General features: G+C 44.3%; 16 protein-coding genes. 4 read left to right on the top strand and 12 right to left on the bottom strand.

The genetic code is table 11. The features are described 5' to 3' along the window. Positions 1-95: 95 nt before the first annotated feature. The 5 genes from G476_RS0103805 to G476_RS0103785 all read right to left on the bottom strand — a co-directional run bounded on the left by G476_RS0103805 (position 96) and on the right by G476_RS0103785 (position 2788). Complete coding sequence (locus tag G476_RS0103805) at positions 96-800, bottom strand: hypothetical protein (RefSeq protein ID WP_026688904.1); 705 nt, start codon at positions 798-800, stop codon at positions 96-98. Beyond that, positions 797-1684 carry an ABC transporter ATP-binding protein gene (locus G476_RS0103800; RefSeq protein WP_026688903.1) on the bottom strand — a complete coding sequence of 296 codons (888 nt, stop codon included), beginning with the start codon at positions 1682-1684 and terminating at the stop codon, positions 797-799. Before G476_RS0103800 ends, G476_RS0103805 begins: the two co-directional genes overlap by 4 nt. After that, on the bottom strand, positions 1681-2043 hold the full coding sequence (locus G476_RS0103795) for a GntR family transcriptional regulator (protein ID WP_342664064.1): 363 nt from the start codon (positions 2041-2043) through the stop codon (positions 1681-1683). Before G476_RS0103795 ends, G476_RS0103800 begins: the two co-directional genes overlap by 4 nt. Positions 2044-2207: 164 nt before the next feature. Next, complete coding sequence (locus G476_RS0103790) at positions 2208-2459, bottom strand: hypothetical protein (RefSeq protein WP_026688901.1); 252 nt, start codon at positions 2457-2459, stop codon at positions 2208-2210. Between the two features lie 71 nt (positions 2460-2530). Next, complete coding sequence (locus G476_RS0103785; protein ID WP_026688900.1) at positions 2531-2788, bottom strand: hypothetical protein; 258 nt, start codon at positions 2786-2788, stop codon at positions 2531-2533. Positions 2789-3090: 302 nt separating this feature from the next. Here G476_RS0103785 and G476_RS0103780 point away from each other — a divergent pair, with 302 nt between their 5' ends. From G476_RS0103780 to G476_RS0103760, 4 genes are all read left to right on the top strand, one after another. Then, positions 3091-4635, top strand: a complete 1545-nt coding sequence (locus tag G476_RS0103780; protein ID WP_084405589.1) for a peptide chain release factor 3 — start codon at positions 3091-3093, stop codon at positions 4633-4635. 822 nt (positions 4636-5457) lie between these two features. Continuing rightward, positions 5458-6153, top strand: a complete 696-nt coding sequence (locus G476_RS0103770) for a DUF1538 domain-containing protein (RefSeq protein ID WP_026688898.1) — start codon at positions 5458-5460, stop codon at positions 6151-6153. Continuing rightward, entirely contained in the window at positions 6150-6881 is a 732-nt protein-coding gene (locus tag G476_RS0103765) for a DUF1538 domain-containing protein (RefSeq protein ID WP_026688897.1), read from the top strand. Before G476_RS0103770 ends, G476_RS0103765 begins: the two co-directional genes overlap by 4 nt. Then, positions 6878-7576, top strand: coding sequence for a P-II family nitrogen regulator (locus G476_RS0103760; protein ID WP_026688896.1), 699 nt, complete (start codon positions 6878-6880; stop codon positions 7574-7576). Before G476_RS0103765 ends, G476_RS0103760 begins: the two co-directional genes overlap by 4 nt. Positions 7577-7621: 45 nt before the next feature. On the opposite strand, the gene G476_RS0103755 is transcribed toward G476_RS0103760, so the two are convergent. From G476_RS0103755 to G476_RS0103725, 7 genes are all read right to left on the bottom strand, one after another. Continuing rightward, the gene (locus G476_RS0103755; RefSeq protein ID WP_026688895.1) at positions 7622-8215 is read right to left on the bottom strand and encodes a pentapeptide repeat-containing protein; all 594 of its coding nucleotides are present in this window, start codon (positions 8213-8215) and stop codon (positions 7622-7624) included. A 51-nt stretch (positions 8216-8266) separates the two neighbouring features. Beyond that, positions 8267-8458 carry an aspartyl-phosphate phosphatase Spo0E family protein gene (locus G476_RS21210; protein WP_026688894.1) on the bottom strand — a complete coding sequence of 64 codons (192 nt, stop codon included), beginning with the start codon at positions 8456-8458 and terminating at the stop codon, positions 8267-8269. A 146-nt stretch (positions 8459-8604) separates the two neighbouring features. Then, complete coding sequence (locus tag G476_RS0103745; protein WP_026688893.1) at positions 8605-10341, bottom strand: phospho-sugar mutase; 1737 nt, start codon at positions 10339-10341, stop codon at positions 8605-8607. Positions 10342-10490: 149 nt separating this feature from the next. Further along, positions 10491-12155, bottom strand: a complete 1665-nt coding sequence (locus G476_RS0103740; protein ID WP_026688892.1) for a glycerol-3-phosphate dehydrogenase/oxidase — start codon at positions 12153-12155, stop codon at positions 10491-10493. Positions 12156-12382: 227 nt separating this feature from the next. Then, positions 12383-13879 carry a glycerol kinase GlpK gene (glpK, locus tag G476_RS0103735; RefSeq protein ID WP_026688891.1) on the bottom strand — a complete coding sequence of 499 codons (1497 nt, stop codon included), beginning with the start codon at positions 13877-13879 and terminating at the stop codon, positions 12383-12385. 12 nt (positions 13880-13891) lie between these two features. After that, complete coding sequence (locus G476_RS0103730) at positions 13892-14458, bottom strand: glycerol-3-phosphate responsive antiterminator (RefSeq protein ID WP_026688890.1); 567 nt, start codon at positions 14456-14458, stop codon at positions 13892-13894. 562 nt (positions 14459-15020) lie between these two features. After that, complete coding sequence (locus G476_RS0103725) at positions 15021-17030, bottom strand: beta-galactosidase (RefSeq protein ID WP_026688889.1); 2010 nt, start codon at positions 17028-17030, stop codon at positions 15021-15023. Positions 17031-17164 lie beyond the last annotated feature (134 nt).

The following is a 17164-nucleotide window of genomic DNA, read 5'->3' as shown; positions in this document are numbered from 1 at the left end:
TTTCCACTCCTTTTGTGATTCCACCAATTATTGATTTATTTACACTTACGTCAGTGTTGTGTAAGGCTCAGACACATCCCCCATTTAAGATCTATTTAGGCAGATTTTTCATTAAAGTACAGATTCAGTCTTCCTACCAAGAAATATGGTAGAACGAAGCCAGCCACCGCTACTGCTAGCACAGCACCTGTGATCTCCCAAATCCCACGAACCAAGAAAATGTTGAAAACATTTAGCCAAATCGCTTCACGTACTTCTGGAATAATGACAGAGAGACCAATCACTCCACCACCAATTATCAGAGACACAAGACCAAATCGGTAATGAATCACAGAGGCTGCAAATCCCAGTGACATAATCATAATGAGCATCGCCATATCGACTGCAAACATTATCAAAACGGTTTGTTCCCCAGCCATGAATGCCGTAAAATGGGAAAGGTTCATTTCTTCTGCTTGCCACAGCGTCAACTGTTCAAGACCAAGAAACACAACAGTGTGGATAAAGGCACCGAGTACACTTAGCACCACAGCACTCGCGACTACACCTATATAGAGTTGCTTCCGAGTGGCACCAAAAGACGATCCATATGTTAAAACGAGACGATATAAGTAACTCCCGATAATCGCAAAGTAAAGATACACAGCCGCATTAGTCTGAAAGAACACTTGGTCTGACTGGTTAATCGCTGTATACACAATTCCGATGCTCACGACACCAAATAATATGGCAAAGAAGTACAAAAATGAACTTCTCATTTCAAGCCAAACCATGTGCCATAACCCTATTACTTCTCTCATGCTCCCACTCCCTCTTTCTTACGGTCCGTTTTGCGAAGTAAGTACTCCTGAAGGCTCGGTACTTCGTTCATGCTCTCTACGTCCTGAAGCTCTTGCCATAACTCACTTTCCTTTTCTACTAGAAGGGAAACGGTGTTACCGAGTGACTTCGTTTCCAATACATCACGGTGAGTCAGGTATACCCCAAGCGCCTCCTTCGAACCAGTCACATAAACGGCACCTTCTCGAATGGTTTCCATTGATTTTTGAAGGGCGAGCTTTCCTTGATCCATGACGATCATCTCTTCAATAAACGACTGTAGTTCTTGAATAAAGTGCGTAGACAACAAAAACGTGCGATCCCCTTCTTCAAGTTCCGTTACCAATAAGTCATAAAACACTTCACGGACAGCTGCATCCAGACCATTTGTTGGTTCATCGAACACGGTGAATTCCGCTCGGCTCGCTAAACCAACAGTTAAAGCGACAGCCGTTTTCATCCCTTTTGATAAGGTTTTCACACGTTTTTTACCATCTAACGAAAAAGCCCGTAAACTATGGGCAGCTAGTTCTTCGTCCCATTTAGGGTAAAAATAAGACGCGACTCGTAACACATCTTTAATTTTCCACGCTGGGTTTAGAGGATGATTCTCTTGAATGAAGCACATTTTTTTCAATACATTGCGGTTTTCAAAAGGAGCTTCTGAGAATAGCTTTACACTTCCTTCGTCGGGTCTAAAAAAGCCGGCCAACACTTTCATGAGCGTTGTCTTTCCCGCTCCGTTTCTACCCCACAGCCCATAAACCTTTCCTTTTTCTAACGTTAAACTGACACTGTCGAGACCTTTCGCTTGTTTACTGTGAAAATACGTTAACCCCTCAATTTTTACCACATGCTCATTCACTCTTCATCCACTCCCTTAGATAACAGTTCTGAAAGCTCATTCCTCTCCATCCCGATTCGCTTGGCTTCTTTTACAAGAGGCTTCACAAACTCGGTAAAAAACTCTTCTTTCCGTTTTGCCATAAGCTTCTTTTTTGCCCCCTCAGCAACAAACATGCCAATTCCTCTCCGTTTAAAGATCAATCCTTCATCCACCAAAGCCTGAATTCCTTTACGCGCCGTAGCTGGATTAATTTTATAAAACTTAGCAAGCTCGTTTGTGGAAGGAAGTTTGTCACCTTCTTTTAGCGCTTCGTCTAAGATGTCTTCCTCGACCCATTCTTTAATTTGTTGAAAAATCGGTCGGTTCTCATCAATCATTTTCTTCAATTTTTCACCAACTTTTTCATCCATGTCATTTGGTTAGTTACTCAACTAACTAACTAAGATACTACAGTCATATTATTCCAAAGTCAATACTAAGTGTGAAAAATTCAGATATTTTTTCAAAGCAAAAAAAACCGGCCCTCTCAAGGAAGACCGATTTAAAGAACGATTGTTGTAAAGGCAAATGCAGTTAATGAGTACACTGCAATCGCAATAAACAAATACGAAAGCTTCCTATTCCCTTTTTGCCACTCAAATCTTGCCCACACGAAAAACATGATCCCAATAATCAATAAGTGATAGGGCAAAGATAAAAGAAGCGCCGGAGCTTGAATCGTATGGTAAAGAAGCAACCCTCCTGTAAAAATAAGGAGAATCGCAATGAGCCAAATCCATCGTTGTTTTGTCATGATGTAATCTCCTGTTTATTGATGAGGCAATGAAAAAGATAAGGCGCGACTTTTTCAATACCTTCATTCATTTACATGGCCATCATGGTAAATAACACCATAAGTAGCGCGTAGGCTGAGAGTAACGTGAGAATAAATGCCAAAGGGTACGATTTTCGTTTCCAGCGAAGAATCGCCCACACACCAAAAGCAATGCCAATGAGTAATAGGTGATTTGGAAATGCGTAGTCCTGTTCTGCCGCACGCTCAAATACATAAAAGCCGCTGGCAATAATCACGACAACAAAGATTCCCGTAATGGAAAAGTAAAACAAGCGCTCGTCCTTCATGGTCTCTCCTCCCTTTTACTCGAAGCCACTGAAAAAGTACAGCCCGACTTTTTCACTGCCTTTATTGGAATAGGCACTCGGTTGCGCGCCTGATACAAGAAACCCACTTGTATCAGGCTTTCAAAACAGGCAACCGTTACGCTCATTGGTTCGAACTTTTTCAGTGCCTTCTTGTCTGTACATTGTTATTTTCCCGCTCATGAGGAGAACCATGCATTTTTAGAGTGATTCTTCGTCCCAAGTTGTATATAATGGGGAGATGAATGTAAAAATGAGCGCTAAATGTAGAAAGGGTTATGTACATGACTGCCGAATTACCAAGAAAAACATTTGCCATCATCTCTCACCCGGATGCCGGTAAAACAACACTAACCGAAAAGCTGTTATTCCTTGGTGGAGGAATCCGCGACGCAGGAACGGTTAAAGGGAAAAAAAGCGGAAAGTTCGCTACATCCGACTGGATGGAGATTGAAAAACAACGGGGAATCTCCGTTACATCCAGTGTGATGCAGTTGATTTATGACGACGTCCAAATCAACATTCTCGATACACCTGGACACCAAGACTTCAGTGAAGACACGTATCGAACACTCACTGCCGTTGATACGGCCGTCATGGTGATCGACAGCGTAAAAGGAATCGAAGCGCAAACATTGAAGCTGTTCAAAGTGTGTAAAATGCGTGGAATACCGATCCTCACCTTCATCAACAAGCTTGACCGTGAAGGAAAAGACCCACTCGACCTTTTAGCTGAAATTGAAGAAGTGCTCGAGATGGAAACGTATCCGATGAACTGGCCGATCGGTATGGGAAAAACCCTTAAAGGGATTTACAGCCGCGAAAAAAATAAAATTGAAGTGTACAACGAGCAGCATGAACGTGTAATCGTCGATTATGACGAGCAGACGATGCTCGAGGATTACGAAAAAGAAAAGCTCGAAGAAGACGTGATGCTTCTAAATGAAGCCGGCAACGAATTTACAATGGACAAAGTGCGTAACGGTGATCTCACACCGGTATTCTTCGGTAGTGCTTTATCAAGCTTCGGTGTTCAGTCGTTTCTCGACGAATTCGTCAATCTTGCAGCACCCCCTCAGCCTCGTAAAGCTGGTGGAGAGCTAATCAGCACAGAAGGTGATACGTTCAGCGGATTCATCTTCAAAATTCAAGCGAACATGAACCCGAACCACCGTGACCGTATTGCGTTTCTTCGCATATGTTCGGGTAAATTCCAACGAGGAATGGAAGTCATGCTTTCACGTACGGGCAAAAAAATGAAATTGTCTCAGTCCCATTCGTTCTTCGCTTCAGATCGTGAAACGGTCAATGATGCACTCCCTGGAGACATAATCGGGCTTTACGACTCAGGAAACTTCGAAGTAGGCGATACGATTGTAACGGGCAACGAGCCGTTCCAATACGAAGAAATGCCTCAATTCCCGCCTGAAAAATTCGCCAAAATTACGGCGAAAAACGCGCTGAAACATAAGCAGTATCACAAAGGAATGAAGCAGCTAGTGCAAGAAGGAACGATTCAGCTCTATAAGACGCCGTACTTCGATGACTACATCATCGGTGCCGTTGGTGAGCTTCAATTCCAAGTATTCGAATACCGTATGAAAAACGAATATAACGTAGATATCGAGTTTAGTCACATGACCTACGAACTCGCTCGCTGGGTAACCAAAGGTGAAATTACCGACAACATGACAGACAGCCGCAAAATGCTCGTAAAAGATCAGCACGGCCGCTCCGTCCTCTTGTTCGAAAACGAATTCTCCCTGCGCTTCTTCCAAGACAAGTATCCTGACTTGACGTTATCGACTGGTTGGGAATTGTTGGAGTAAGAGTGTTTTTGGCGGAAATGGTTGAGGATTGATTTGTGATGCATCGTAGAGCGATTAATGCACCAAACCTGATGACCACCTCTTGTAAGACCCCCTCTCTATTTTTGGAGAGGGGGTCTTGTTGTAGAAAGGTGTGGAGCTTAGGGGAATTAACGGCTTCACCACTCTCATTCGCGGCTTCGTCCCCCGCTTTTACCGGGTACCACTCTCCAATTCACCGCTTGTCCCCTTCTTTTTACCGCTTCACTCCTCTAATTAACCGTTTGGCTCAAGTCACACCATCTCGAAGAAGGCCAACGCACTTAATGTTTATATCCGGCCAAATCACTATTATTCGAGGCTTCATCCCCACTTTTACCGGGTACCATTCTCCAATTCACAGCTCCTCCCCTTCTTTTTACGGCTTCACTCCCCTAATTAACGGTTTGGCTCAAATCACAGCTCCCCCAATCCACCTCATCCAAAGAACAAAAAAGCCCGTCTCCTCAAATCGGAAACAGACCTACTCTTACACAATTTTATTATATCTTCTTTTTCCTTTTCCTTCACAAAAGCGGCAGCTACTCTTTCTGGACAAAAACCAAAATTTCCTCTCAACCTGACCAACGCCATTACACTGCTTGCAAATGTAAATAATGGCCACCTTTTTCCACCGCTTTCTACTCTTTTTCTTATTATACACCGCTCTTTTAGAAAAAGTAACCCAACCTCACTTAAATTTTTATACTATTCAATCAATTATTTCGAGCGTAAAATATCGTTCAAAAGGGTATTAGTAAGTGAAAAGGTTAACATAGAAAACGTCGCAGATGGGGAGATGCTATGAAGAACGTACTTGACCAATTCAAAGAAGTTAGCTTAGCCATTATGCCAATGGCCGGCTTAATTATTTTCTTACAATTTACCGTCATTGGAATGCCCACAGATGTGTTCATCCGCTTTTTATTCGGAGTAGTCATGGTTGGGCTAGGCCTTTTTCTTTTTTTACTTGGCGTTCATATCGGACTTTTACCGATCGGGGAATTAATTGGGTCTACCCTACCTAAGTCGAAAAAACCTCTGATTATTATCGGAGTGGGCTTTATTCTTGGGGTAGCAGTTACGATTGCGGAACCGGATGTGCGTGTGCTTGCCCTTCAAGTCGATCAAGTCTCAGGAGGGGACATTTCGAATTTGACCCTCGTCTATACGGTGGCACTTGGGGTGGGGATTTTTGTCGCCTTGGCCATGGCAAGAACCATTTACGAAATTCCATTGAAGTACTTACTTGTCGGAGGATACACGGTTGTATTCCTCTTGGCTTTGTTCACCCCCGACTCGTTTATTCCCATTTCCTTTGATGCAGGAGGGGTAACGACAGGACCGATGACGGTGCCCTTTATCCTCGCGCTTGGTGTAGGTGTGGCATCTGTCATTCGCGGCGGCAAAGGGTCGTCAAGTGAAGGGTTCGGCCTTGTGGCACTCGCCTCGATCGGACCGATCATTGCCGTGATGATTTTAGGGGTGATATACGGATGATTGCAGAACTGTTTGAAGGATTTGACCATGTATTGTTGGAAGTGTTAATGGCTGTTATTCCTCTTCTTGTGTTTTTCTTGATCTTTCAGATTTTCTTTTTAAAACTTGAAAAAGAACGAATCAAAAATGTCTTGATTGGAATCGTCCTCACGTTTATGGGGCTCTCTCTTTTTTTACAAGGAGTAGAAGTAGGGTTTTTTCCTGCTGGAGAAGTGATTGGTGAATTACTCGGAGAACGGGAAAACACATTGATTTTACTACCTATCCTTGGATTTCTTTTTGGATTTACTGCGACTTTTGCAGAACCGGCTATTCGAATTTTAAATTATGAGGTGGAAAAAGTAACCTCAGGCTCCATTTCCAAGAACGTCATGCTCATCACGTTATCGATTGGTGTTGCCTGTTCTATTGCTCTTTCAATGGTCCGTATTGTTCTTGGCATCCCCCTTTGGTACCTTATTGTGCCGGGGTATGGGCTTGCTCTTTTACTCATTTTCTTCTCAAAGGACAGGTTCATCTCCATCGCTTTTGATGCGGGAGGCGTAGCAACAGGACCTATGACCGTGACGTTCATTATGGCAATAGCGGTAGGAATTGCTGAAGTAACAGAAGGTCGAGACCCGTTAATGGATGGATTCGGTATGATTGCTCTCGTAGCCATCACTCCGATCTTATCTGTTCTGATTCTCGGTTTAATTTACAAATGGAAGGAGAGTACCTCTTCATGACACCTTCAGAAAAGCACGATCACAAACTCATTCTCACCATTGTAAAACGAGGCATGTCGAAAAAGGTGATGAAAGCATCTAAATCTGCCGGTGCCGAGGGCGGAACGATTCTATTGGCAAACGGACGAGGCATTCATGAAAAAGGCAAATCATTCGGTTTGGATCAAATTTATGAAAAAGACCTGATTCTCACACTTGTGAGAGAGGAGATTTTGCCCGACGTTTTAAGAAACATTATCGACGCCGTAAAACTCAATACAACGGGAAAGGGTCTCGGCTGTATCATTGATATTAAAAAGACGATCGGCATTAACCATATGGATTATGAAGAGGAAGAAAAGGAGGATTTAGACGCGATGACAGACGACACTAAAGGATTCAATTTGATCATGACCGTTGTGAATAAAGGAGATGCCGGGAAGGTTGTCGACTCTTCCATCGAGGGGGGCGCTGAAGGTGGAACGATTCTAAACGGCCGTGGAAGTGGCATTCATGAAAAAGCCAAGTTGCTCTCTTTAAGTATCGAGCCTGAAAAAGATATCGTTCTTACGCTCATTAAACGCTCTAAAACAAAGGAAGTCCTAGCAAAAATTGAAGAAGGTACAGAACTCAACAAACCGGGAAAAGGCATTTGCTTTGTGTTGCCTGTTGAAGAAACCGTGGGTATTCACCACCTCCTTCAAGATGAAGAATAAAAAAAGAATCAGCTCTGCACGATGTCGTGTAGGGCTGATTTCTATTTAATCGACTTTGGCACCGTGACTTTCCGCCACACGAATAGCTTGGTGCCAATCGAGTTTGGTGTCATTTAACTCCAGGTCTTTAAAATTGATGCCGTCAACAACGGCCTCTCGGAGATCGGCTTTTTTCAAATTCGCTTTCATCAACTTTGCCCGTGTTAAATCTGCGCCACTAAACACAACTCCCGTTAAATCTGCTTCGTAAAAATCAGCTTCCATCAACCGCACATTGGTGAAGTTTTGTTTTCCAAGAGCTTGGAGGCGAAAATTCGTGTACGACCAATCTCCTTCTTCTATCGACATCCCAGTAAGGATCGCTTCGATAAATGAGGAGCCAGTCATTTTACAATGGGAGAAGTGCACGGTCCATAGATTCGCCATGTGGAAATCACAGTTGAGAAAAGCGCTCGTATGGTGATGGGAATCATTCAGTTTTGCTCCGCTAAAATCGCAGTTTTCAAAGACGGAATTGGAAGTTTGAACCTCTTGAAGGTCAATGCCCCGAAACCGACAGTTGCGAAACGTACAACGGTCTATGACGGTTCCTTGCAACGAATCTTTGAATTGGTTATCGATAAAGGTTTGTTCTTTCATTTGTCTGTTCCTTTCTCCGAACGCAAAAAGCACAGGTAGGTTGCATGGCTTTTAGTTTAGGCCTGCATCTCCTGTGCTTTTCTTCCGTTGGGTGGTGTAATTTTGATAAAGGTTCAATAGCTCGTCCAACTCTTGGCTGTATTTAACGGTTTCTGATGACGTTAATCCGTTCTTTTTGGCAGACAAGATCATAAGCTGACGTTTCTCTTCTACGTATCGTTTCAGGTCGTGCAAAAGGACCATATACTCACTACCTTATTTCCGTTTATTCTGACAAATGTAACATATTTTGTTAATTAATATTATAAATTAATTGACCTTAAATGAAAAGGAAAAAGCATGCTGCTCGTGAAAACAACATGCTTTGCCCTATTTATCATCAGTGCCGGTTATGACATTTCATTTACTTTTTGTAGCACCGCGTCTTTTAACTGCTCAATCTGACTTTCCGCAGCTTCAAGAGAGTCTTTTTTCACTCCGAAGTACGCTTTGATTTTCGGCTCTGTACCGGACGGGCGAAGGCAGTACCAGCTACCGTCTTCCAATACGACTTTAATCACGTTGGATGCAGGAAGGTCGATCTCTTCTGAAGTGCCGTTGATCATATTGGTACGTGTTCCGGTCAAGTAATCTTCTTGCCACTTTACTCTTAGTCCAGCTTGTTCTTTAAGAGGTTCATTACGGAACGATTCCATCATACGGCCCATCGTTTCAACGCCGGTCTTCCCTTTGAATACAAACGATTCAAGGTCTTCCAAGAAGTAACCGTAGCGCTCATAAAGATCCAAAAGTCCTTGGTACAAGGTTTTCCCTTGTTTTTTATAATAAGCTGCTACTTCCGCTGCGAGGAGCGCTGCTTGAATCGCGTCCTTGTCACGAGCGAACGGCTCGATTAAATAACCATAGCTTTCTTCATACCCGAATAAATACGTGTGCTCGTTCGTTTGTTCAAACTGGCGGATTTTTTCTCCGATGAATTTGAACCCTGTAAGAACGTCCAGTGTTTCTATGCCATATTGAGCGGCGACTCGACGTCCCATTTCGGAAGTCACGATCGTCTTGATGACAACACCATTATCAGGTAGGCTACCGTCAGCTTTCTTCTTGGAAAGCAAGTAGTCGAGCATCAACGCACCGGTTTGGTTACCTGTAAGCACTTTGTACGTGCCTTCTGTGTCTTTTGCTACGACACCAACACGGTCCCCATCTGGATCTGTTGCAATAAGGATATCTGCATCACGCTTGTCACCAAGAATGATAGCACGATCAAAAGCACGATGTTCTTCTGGATTAGGTGACGTCACGGCAGAAAACTCTGTATCAGGAACCGCTTGTTCTTCAACGACGTGTACCTTTTTAAAGCCGGCTCTCTGGAAGCCGTCCATCATCGGCTTTTGGGCAGCCCCGTGAAGAGGTGTAAATACGATTCCCAAGTCTTCTCCTACTTCATTAATAAGCTCTTGATCCACAACAACTCGTTCCAAGGCTTCACCGTAAGACTTGTCCATGTCTTCAAGTACGAATTCCAGAAGTCCCTTTTCAAGAAGCTCGTCTTTATCGCCTGTTTTGATCGTCAATTCATTTTCAACTGCGTTCACCATTTCAATGAGACGATCGGCATCATTTGGTACAAGCTGAGCGCCATCATCTCCGTATACTTTAAACCCATTGTATTCAGGTGGGTTGTGGCTTGCTGTAATCATAATTCCTGTATGTGTGTTCAATTCACGCACAGCAAAAGAAAGCTGCGGTGTTGGACGTAGCTCACTGAAAACATAGGTTTTTATCCCGTTTGCACCTAGTGTACAAGCGGCTTCAATGGCGAATTCATCAGACATGCGACGGTTGTCGTGAGCGATCACCACTCCACGGGAGACAGCTTCTTCACCGGCAGCCTTCATGTAATCTGCTAGTCCTTGAGCAGCTTTACGGATCGTATAAACGTTCATTCGGTTTGTACCCGGTCCGATTTCACCGCGCATTCCTCCTGTACCAAACTCAAGGTTCTTGTAAAAACTATCTTCCAAATATGTTTCGTCATTTGCAAACTTCATTAACTCTTCTCGTAAATCTTCTCGTAAACTTTCGTACCCCATCCATTTTTCAAACTGCTTTTTCCAGCTCATTGGTTCCTCCTTGTAGATCGTTATTTAGTATGTAGATGCTAGAGTGAAGATGGCTTTAGAAAGAAAAGCCCTATCAAAACACAATGTGATAGGGCTTTTCCAGTTTCCTTTATTATACGAGTGGTCAGGCAAAAAACCAAGACTCGTTTTTATGCATTTACCTTTTCTTCAGGATTCATCGCGTAAGCCATCTCACGCTCAAGCTCTTCTACATAGCGATCCCTCTGTTCACTCGTCCAGTGCAGACGGTATGCCATATAGTTCACGACTTGTACTTTCCATTCCTTTACCCAATGGATGTCAAAGAACAATGAAGCCGTCCGACGGTTGAAGAAGTCTAACGGTGTCGTAGTCATCTCTTCTTCTAATCCGTAAACAAGGCTTGCGTACAAGCTTTTCGGCATATGGAAATGCTTAGCCTCTTCACCGGACGTTTCCATAATTTCAAAGACTCGCTTAACGTTTGATCCATAAAGTTTTACAAGCTTTTCCGCTTCTTTTTTATCAAGACCTAAGTCCATTCCAACTTTGATTTGTTCTTTTTTGAACGATTCAAGACCGTTTGATCCACCAACGTCTCCGCCCGAAAGAACAATTTTGTCAGTAGTGCATTTGCCTTTTACGCCCACATCTTTTGCAACCATATCAACGATTCGCTGAGCCATTTTACGATATCCGGTCAGCTTACCACCTGCGATTGAAATTAAGCCAGAATCAGAAATAAATGTTTCATCTTTTCGTGAAATCTCTGATGCAGATTTTCCTTCTTCATGGATAAGAGGTCTTAGTCCTGCCCAGCTAGATTCCACGTCTTTCTCTTCAAGTTTCAAGCTTGGGAACATGTAGTTTGCCGCATCCAAAATGTAATCCAAGTCTTCTTGAGTCATACGAGGACTAGCGATGCGTCCATCATAATACGTGTCTGTAGTCCCTACGTATGTTTTCCCGTCACGAGGAATCGCAAACACCATTCTGCCATCATCTTCCGTATCAAAGTAAACCGCTTGTTTCAGTGGGAAACGAGACTGATCGATCACCAAGTGAACGCCTTTGGTTAAATAAAGGAACTTCCCTTTCTTGGAGCCATCAATCTCACGAAGATCGTCCACCCAAGGACCAGCTGCATTAACCACGCGCTTCGCTTTAATATCAAAGGTCTTGCCTGTTACAAGATCTTTCACTTTCGCTCCAATGACCTTGCCTGCTTCGTTGTAAAGAAGGGACTCAGCTTTTGTATAGTTCGTCGCTTTTGTTCCTCGGTGAACCGCTTCTTTCATAATTTCAAGGGTGAGGCGGGCATCATCGGTTTTGTATTCTACGTAAATGCCGCTTCCTTTTAGGCCTTCTTTACGAAGAAGTGGCGCTTTTTCTAGCGTTGTTTTTTTATTTAGCATGCTTCGGCGCTCGTTTCTTTTAACACCTGCAAGCTTGTCGTATGCTTTTAATCCTACAGAAGTGGAAAGCTTCCCGAAGGTGCCGCCTTTCATAATTGGCAAGAGCATCCACTCAGGAGACGTTACGTGAGGGGCATTTTCGTAAACGATCGCTCGCTCTTTTCCTACTTCTGCTACAAGTTTCACTTCAAACTGCTTTAAATAGCGAAGACCGCCGTGAACAAGCTTTGTGGAACGACTTGACGTACCTGCGGCAAAATCTTGCATCTCAATGAGTCCCGTTGAAAGCCCACGTACTGATGCGTCAAGAGCAATACCTGCTCCTGTAATCCCTCCACCGATTACGAGTAAATCAAGCTCCTCTTGCTGCATTTCATCTAAATAAGTGTTTCTCTGAATTGCTGAAAATGGTTTGACCACTTCAAACATCCTTTCTTTTATAAAAACGTATTTTACTTTATCTGACAGGTTCAAAAAAAGAAAAGACCACAACATCAGAGTCCCCCAAAAAGCGTAAAATACGCACCTATGGACCCCGTGCTGTGGTCTTTCTCCTAATCTCCGACCTGTTATGAACTTGACTCTAGTATACTACATCCTTGTACCTAATGAAAGGGATAAGCACGGATAATTTGTCTTAATACGAATTAAACTTTATATGCTACAGTCGCTTCAATCGCTTTTTTCCATCCTTTGTAAAGACTGTCTCGATCAGTAGCTTGCATATTTGTATTAAACGTACGATCCACATCCCACTGCTTGGCAATCTCCTCTTTACTTGACCAAAAGCCAGTAGCTAGTCCGGCGAGGTATGCGGCTCCAAGTGCTGTTGTTTCCTGAACAACCGGACGCTCAACAGGAACATCCAAAATGTCGCTTTGGAATTGCATCAAGAAGTTGTTCGCTACCGCTCCCCCATCGACACGAAGGGTTTTTACATCGATATGGGAATCAGCCTCCATTGCACGAACCACGTCTTTCGCTTGATAAGCAAGAGACTCCAGTGTGGCACGAATGAAATGTTCTTTTTCTGTACCGCGGGTCAATCCGAAAATCGCGCCTCTTGCATCGGAATCCCAATACGGCGTACCAAGCCCTACAAATGCAGGTACAAGGTATACGCCTTCAGTAGACGCGACGCGCTCAGCGTAAGCTTCCGTGTCTTTTGCATCCTTAATCATGCGTAGCCCGTCGCGAAGCCAATGAATCGCAGAGCCCGCAACGAAAATACTTCCCTCAAGAGCATATTCCACTTTTCCGTCCAGTCCCCAGGCAATCGTCGTGAGCAACCCGTGCTCTGATTTGACCGCTTCTTCTCCAGTGTTCATAAGCATGAAGCACCCGGTTCCGTAAGTGTTTTTTGCCATTCCTTTTTCAAAACATGCTTGGCCGAAAAGTGCTGCCTGTTGATCTCCGGCCGCTCCTGCAATCGGTACCTCTTGTCCGAAGAAGTGGTAATCAACCGTAGTCCCATACACTTCTGAAGACGGCTTCACTTCAGGAAGCATCGCTTTTGGTACACCTAATATGGAAAGAAGTTCGTCATCCCACTTTAGCTCGTGAATGTTGTACATCAATGTACGAGACGCATTGGAGTAGTCGGTTACGTGGGCTTTCCCTCCGGATAACTTCCAGATGAGCCAGCTGTCAATTGTACCGAAGAGAAGCTCTCCTTTTTCCGCTCTCTCACGCGCTCCTTCTACATGGTCAAGAATCCACTTTACTTTTGTACCTGAAAAATACGGATCTACAAGTAGTCCTGTTTTTTCACGGATTGTGTCTTCATGCCCTTCCGCTTTTAACTGCTCACAAATGGCAGCCGTTTGTCTCGATTGCCAAACGACCGCGTTATGAATCGGACGACCGGTTTCTTTTTCCCACACGACAGTAGTCTCGCGTTGGTTCGTAATTCCGATACCCGCGATTTGCTTGGCGGAAACCCCAGTTCGACTTAGGAGTTCCGCAATCACGGACAGAATGGATGACCAAATTTCGTTTGCGTTGTGCTCCACCCACCCCGGATTCGGGTAAATTTGTCTGAATTCCGTTTGAGCAATATCTACAACTTCCCCTTGTTTATCAAAAAGCATCGCTCGTGAGCTTGTTGTTCCTTGGTCTAATGAAAGAATGTATGTCTTGTCCATTGTTACTCCTCCTTAGGCTTCTCTTTCTAAGTGCTCTTTCCATAGGTCTTTATTAGATGTTGTCACCGACGATGCGCCTGCCTTAAGCGCCGTTTCCACATCGGAATATGTCCGCACAAGTCCCCCTGCAATGACCGGTATTTGCGTTCGATCCGTAATTTCCTCGATCAAATTGGGCACCACCCCAGGGAGAACTTCGATATAATCCGGCTTTGTAAGTTCAATCTTTTTATAGCTGGCTTCAAGAGCGAGGGAATCAAGGAGAAACAACCGTTGTATTGCTGAGATCCCTTGCTTCTTCGCTTTTAAAACCATGTTCTTTCTCGTTGATATAAGCCCATCCACTTTAATATCCTGGCATAAAAAATCGGCTCCGTAATCGTCACTTTTCAACCCGTGAACAAGATCTGCGTGGATAAAGAGCTGTTTATTCGCTCGTTTTGCAGTTGTAACGATACTTCTAAGTTGACCGACATGACTTTCGAGTAAAATAATCGTTTGATATGGGCTTTCGAGTAGCCAATCAAAATCTTTCAGCTGCCGGATGGCCGGAAGCAGTGTTTGTGCGCGTTCATTCATAACGTTTCACTCCTATCTCCTACAATAGTACCTTTTTTCAAAGGTGGTGTAAAAGATAGGTGTGGGGTGATAGGTGTGGTGGGCGCGGCGATGGTGGGATGGGATAGGGTAGGCGTGATTTGTTCATCGAGTTTGGGATTTGTTAATCGAGTTTGCGTGGTTCTTCATCGACTTTCAGATTTATCCATCGAGTTTGCGTGGTTCTTCATCGACTTTCAGATTTATCGATCACTTTCGTCCCGTTATCCATCACTTTCAGAAGTTATCAATCACTTTCCAAATGCTCTCACCAATCACACTGCAATATCCCCGACCGAGCGGCTACTCCATCAAGGAAAGGCATTGTAAAAGTTAAAGTTCGAACTTTTTCAGTGCCTCTATTTGAATAGCAATGGCTCCACTTGGTTGCGCGCCTGTTACGAGAAACCCACTCGTATCAGGCTTTTAAGACAGGCAACCGTTTCGCTCATTGCTTAAGGAACTGAAATAGTTAAAGTCCGAACTTTTTCAGTGCCTTAGAAAAAAGCCAGAGAGAGCGCTGCCGCTCCCCCTGACCACCTATTTACTGTTGTTTCTTTAACACGATGCTACCGAGAGACTCAATTGTAAATGCGCCGTCGTACACATCACCTGTTACAGGATCTTGCCACTTTCCTTCAGGTAGTTCGAAAGAGTGAGCAGCTTTTGTGTCGTGGTTCAGGATGCTCATGAACTCGCTTCCGCTCTCGCCGCGGAACAGCACCTCTACGTTTTCAGGCGTTTCAACCATGGTCACGCCCACTTCTCCGAGAACCTCTTTGTAAAGAGGACGTAGGATTTCAGGTTCAACGGCACTGCCGATGTAGTAAACTGAACCTTTACCTGTGCGATTACGAGTGATTGCCGCTTGGCCGGAGTAGAACGTGTTGCGGTACTCGGCCAATACTTCAGCGGTAACCGGATCTACAAGGTCGCACCATACTGTTGCATCAGATACGATTCCCTCAATTGATCCTTTAACCCCTTCGACTTGGTTCACTTGACCACTTTGTAGCGATTCGTATTCATTTACTTCGATTCCAGCAATCTCAGCCAGATCACCTGGGAGCGTTTGATCGGTTACAACGTTGTGCTCGTCCTTCACTCCGGAACGATACGTCAAGATGACGGTTCCCCCGGCATTTGCGTACTCTTTGAGCTTTTCTGTGAACCCTTTCTTCGTCAAGAAGTACACAGGAACCACAACGACTTTGTAAGAATCGAGATCTTCCACTTCACTGATGATGTCTGTTTTTGCATTTACTGCGTATGCAGGCTCGTAGAATCGAAGGAATTCGTTAACATAGTTGAACATTTCACTTTGCGGTTGGATCTGCCAAGCCCAGTCATTTTCAGGATCGTGGTAAACAGCAACGTCCGCTTTGTACTCTGCTTCGATCCAATCGTCACCGAATACTTTCATGTTGTCGATTACGCGTTTTACTTCGTCGAACTTGCGCTTTGGCTTGCCATCATGATCCAAGATTCCGTGACAGAACTCTTCTGTTCCAAAACGGGCAGCGCGCCAACGGAAGTAAACAATCGCTTCAGCACCACGGCTGATCGCTTGATACGTCCAAAGTTGAAGGTGTCCCGGACGAGGCAAGTAGCCGATACGGCTCCATCCTTGGGCACCGGACAGCTCTTCCATGACCCAGTAGCCTTTTCCGCTTTTCGTTCCGCGGCACAAGTCGTGTTGACGTGCGATGTTAGCTGGTGTAATCGGCTCTGGTAGTCCGCCCCATACAGGGTAGTTGTCAAAGCTGATGAAGTCCAAGTCTTTCGCCATTTCCTTTTGGTTTAACGCAAGACCTGTGTATACGAAGTTGTGTGTAATAAACTGACGCTCGTCGATATGCTTTTTCAGCTCTTCCACTTGAAGGCGGTTATAACGGTTATACGCCTCCGCACAGAAGCGGTCGAAGTCGAGAAGAAGGCTTGGGTTGTGCTCTTGATACACTTTACGCGGAACAGGAATTTGTTCCCACTCTGTGTAAGTCTGACTCCAGAACACGGTACCCCATGTTTCGTTTAGCTTATCAAGTGTGCCGTACTCTTCTTTTAACCAATCTTGGAAACGGGCACGATCTTCGTCTCCGTAGCTACGGTCTGATTTTTCGTGTCCGTATTCGTTGTCTGTTTGCCAACCGATTACGGCAGCGTGTTGTCCGTAACGCTTCGCCATTTCGGCAACGATTTTTTTAGAAAACTCCTGGTAGGTCTTGCTGTTTACGGTATAGTGTCTGCGGGCACCGAAAGAAATGGTTACCCCGTTTTCATCGACCGGAAGAATGTCAGGGTAGCGCTGGACCATCCAAGCTGGAGGTGTTGCCGTTGGCGTCCCAAGTACTACGTCAATCCCGTTTTTGGCAAAAAGATCGATCGCTTCATCATATAATGAGAAGTCGTACGTGCCCTCATTTGGCTCCATCAGGCTCCAACCGAATTCTGCGATTCGTACAACGTTAATTCCTAATTCTTTCATCATACGCACGTCTTCGGACCAGCGCGTTTTTGGCCATTGTTCTGGATAATAGTCTACACCGATATACATGTTGTTTTACCACCTTTAGTTCAGTTTCGTTGTTGTTTTTCGTGATGCTTTTATGCTTTTTGTACCATAAAAATTTAATTGTTACCTTAAGGTTGCCTCTAGGATAAGAATACCGAGGATTAGGTTGAAGCCTG

Source organism: Alteribacter aurantiacus DSM 18675, assembly GCF_000429705.1.
Lineage (GTDB): Bacteria > Bacillota > Bacilli > Bacillales > Salisediminibacteriaceae > Alteribacter > Alteribacter aurantiacus.
This window is presented reverse-complemented; position numbering and strand designations above follow the sequence as displayed.

Excerpts from the sequence above, each read along its gene's own strand:
- G476_RS0103805 (WP_026688904.1), bottom strand. The coding sequence starts at position 800 with ATGAGAGAAGTAATAGGGTTATGGCACATGGTTTGGCTTGAAATGAGA.
- G476_RS0103795 (WP_342664064.1), bottom strand. The coding sequence starts at position 2,043 with ATGATTGATGAGAACCGACCGATTTTTCAACAAATTAAAGAATGGGTC.
- G476_RS0103790 (WP_026688901.1), bottom strand. The coding sequence starts at position 2,459 with ATGACAAAACAACGATGGATTTGGCTCATTGCGATTCTCCTTATTTTT.
- G476_RS0103785 (WP_026688900.1), bottom strand. The coding sequence starts at position 2,788 with ATGAAGGACGAGCGCTTGTTTTACTTTTCCATTACGGGAATCTTTGTT.
- G476_RS0103780 (WP_084405589.1), top strand. The coding sequence starts at position 3,091 with ATGACTGCCGAATTACCAAGAAAAACATTTGCCATCATCTCTCACCCG.
- G476_RS0103770 (WP_026688898.1), top strand. The coding sequence starts at position 5,458 with ATGAAGAACGTACTTGACCAATTCAAAGAAGTTAGCTTAGCCATTATG.
- G476_RS0103765 (WP_026688897.1), top strand. The coding sequence starts at position 6,150 with ATGATTGCAGAACTGTTTGAAGGATTTGACCATGTATTGTTGGAAGTG.
- G476_RS0103760 (WP_026688896.1), top strand. The coding sequence starts at position 6,878 with ATGACACCTTCAGAAAAGCACGATCACAAACTCATTCTCACCATTGTA.
- G476_RS0103755 (WP_026688895.1), bottom strand. The coding sequence starts at position 8,215 with ATGAAAGAACAAACCTTTATCGATAACCAATTCAAAGATTCGTTGCAA.
- G476_RS21210 (WP_026688894.1), bottom strand. The coding sequence starts at position 8,458 with ATGGTCCTTTTGCACGACCTGAAACGATACGTAGAAGAGAAACGTCAG.
- G476_RS0103745 (WP_026688893.1), bottom strand. The coding sequence starts at position 10,341 with ATGAGCTGGAAAAAGCAGTTTGAAAAATGGATGGGGTACGAAAGTTTA.
- glpK (WP_026688891.1), bottom strand. The coding sequence starts at position 13,879 with ATGGACAAGACATACATTCTTTCATTAGACCAAGGAACAACAAGCTCA.
- G476_RS0103730 (WP_026688890.1), bottom strand. The coding sequence starts at position 14,458 with ATGAATGAACGCGCACAAACACTGCTTCCGGCCATCCGGCAGCTGAAA.
- G476_RS0103725 (WP_026688889.1), bottom strand. The coding sequence starts at position 17,030 with ATGTATATCGGTGTAGACTATTATCCAGAACAATGGCCAAAAACGCGC.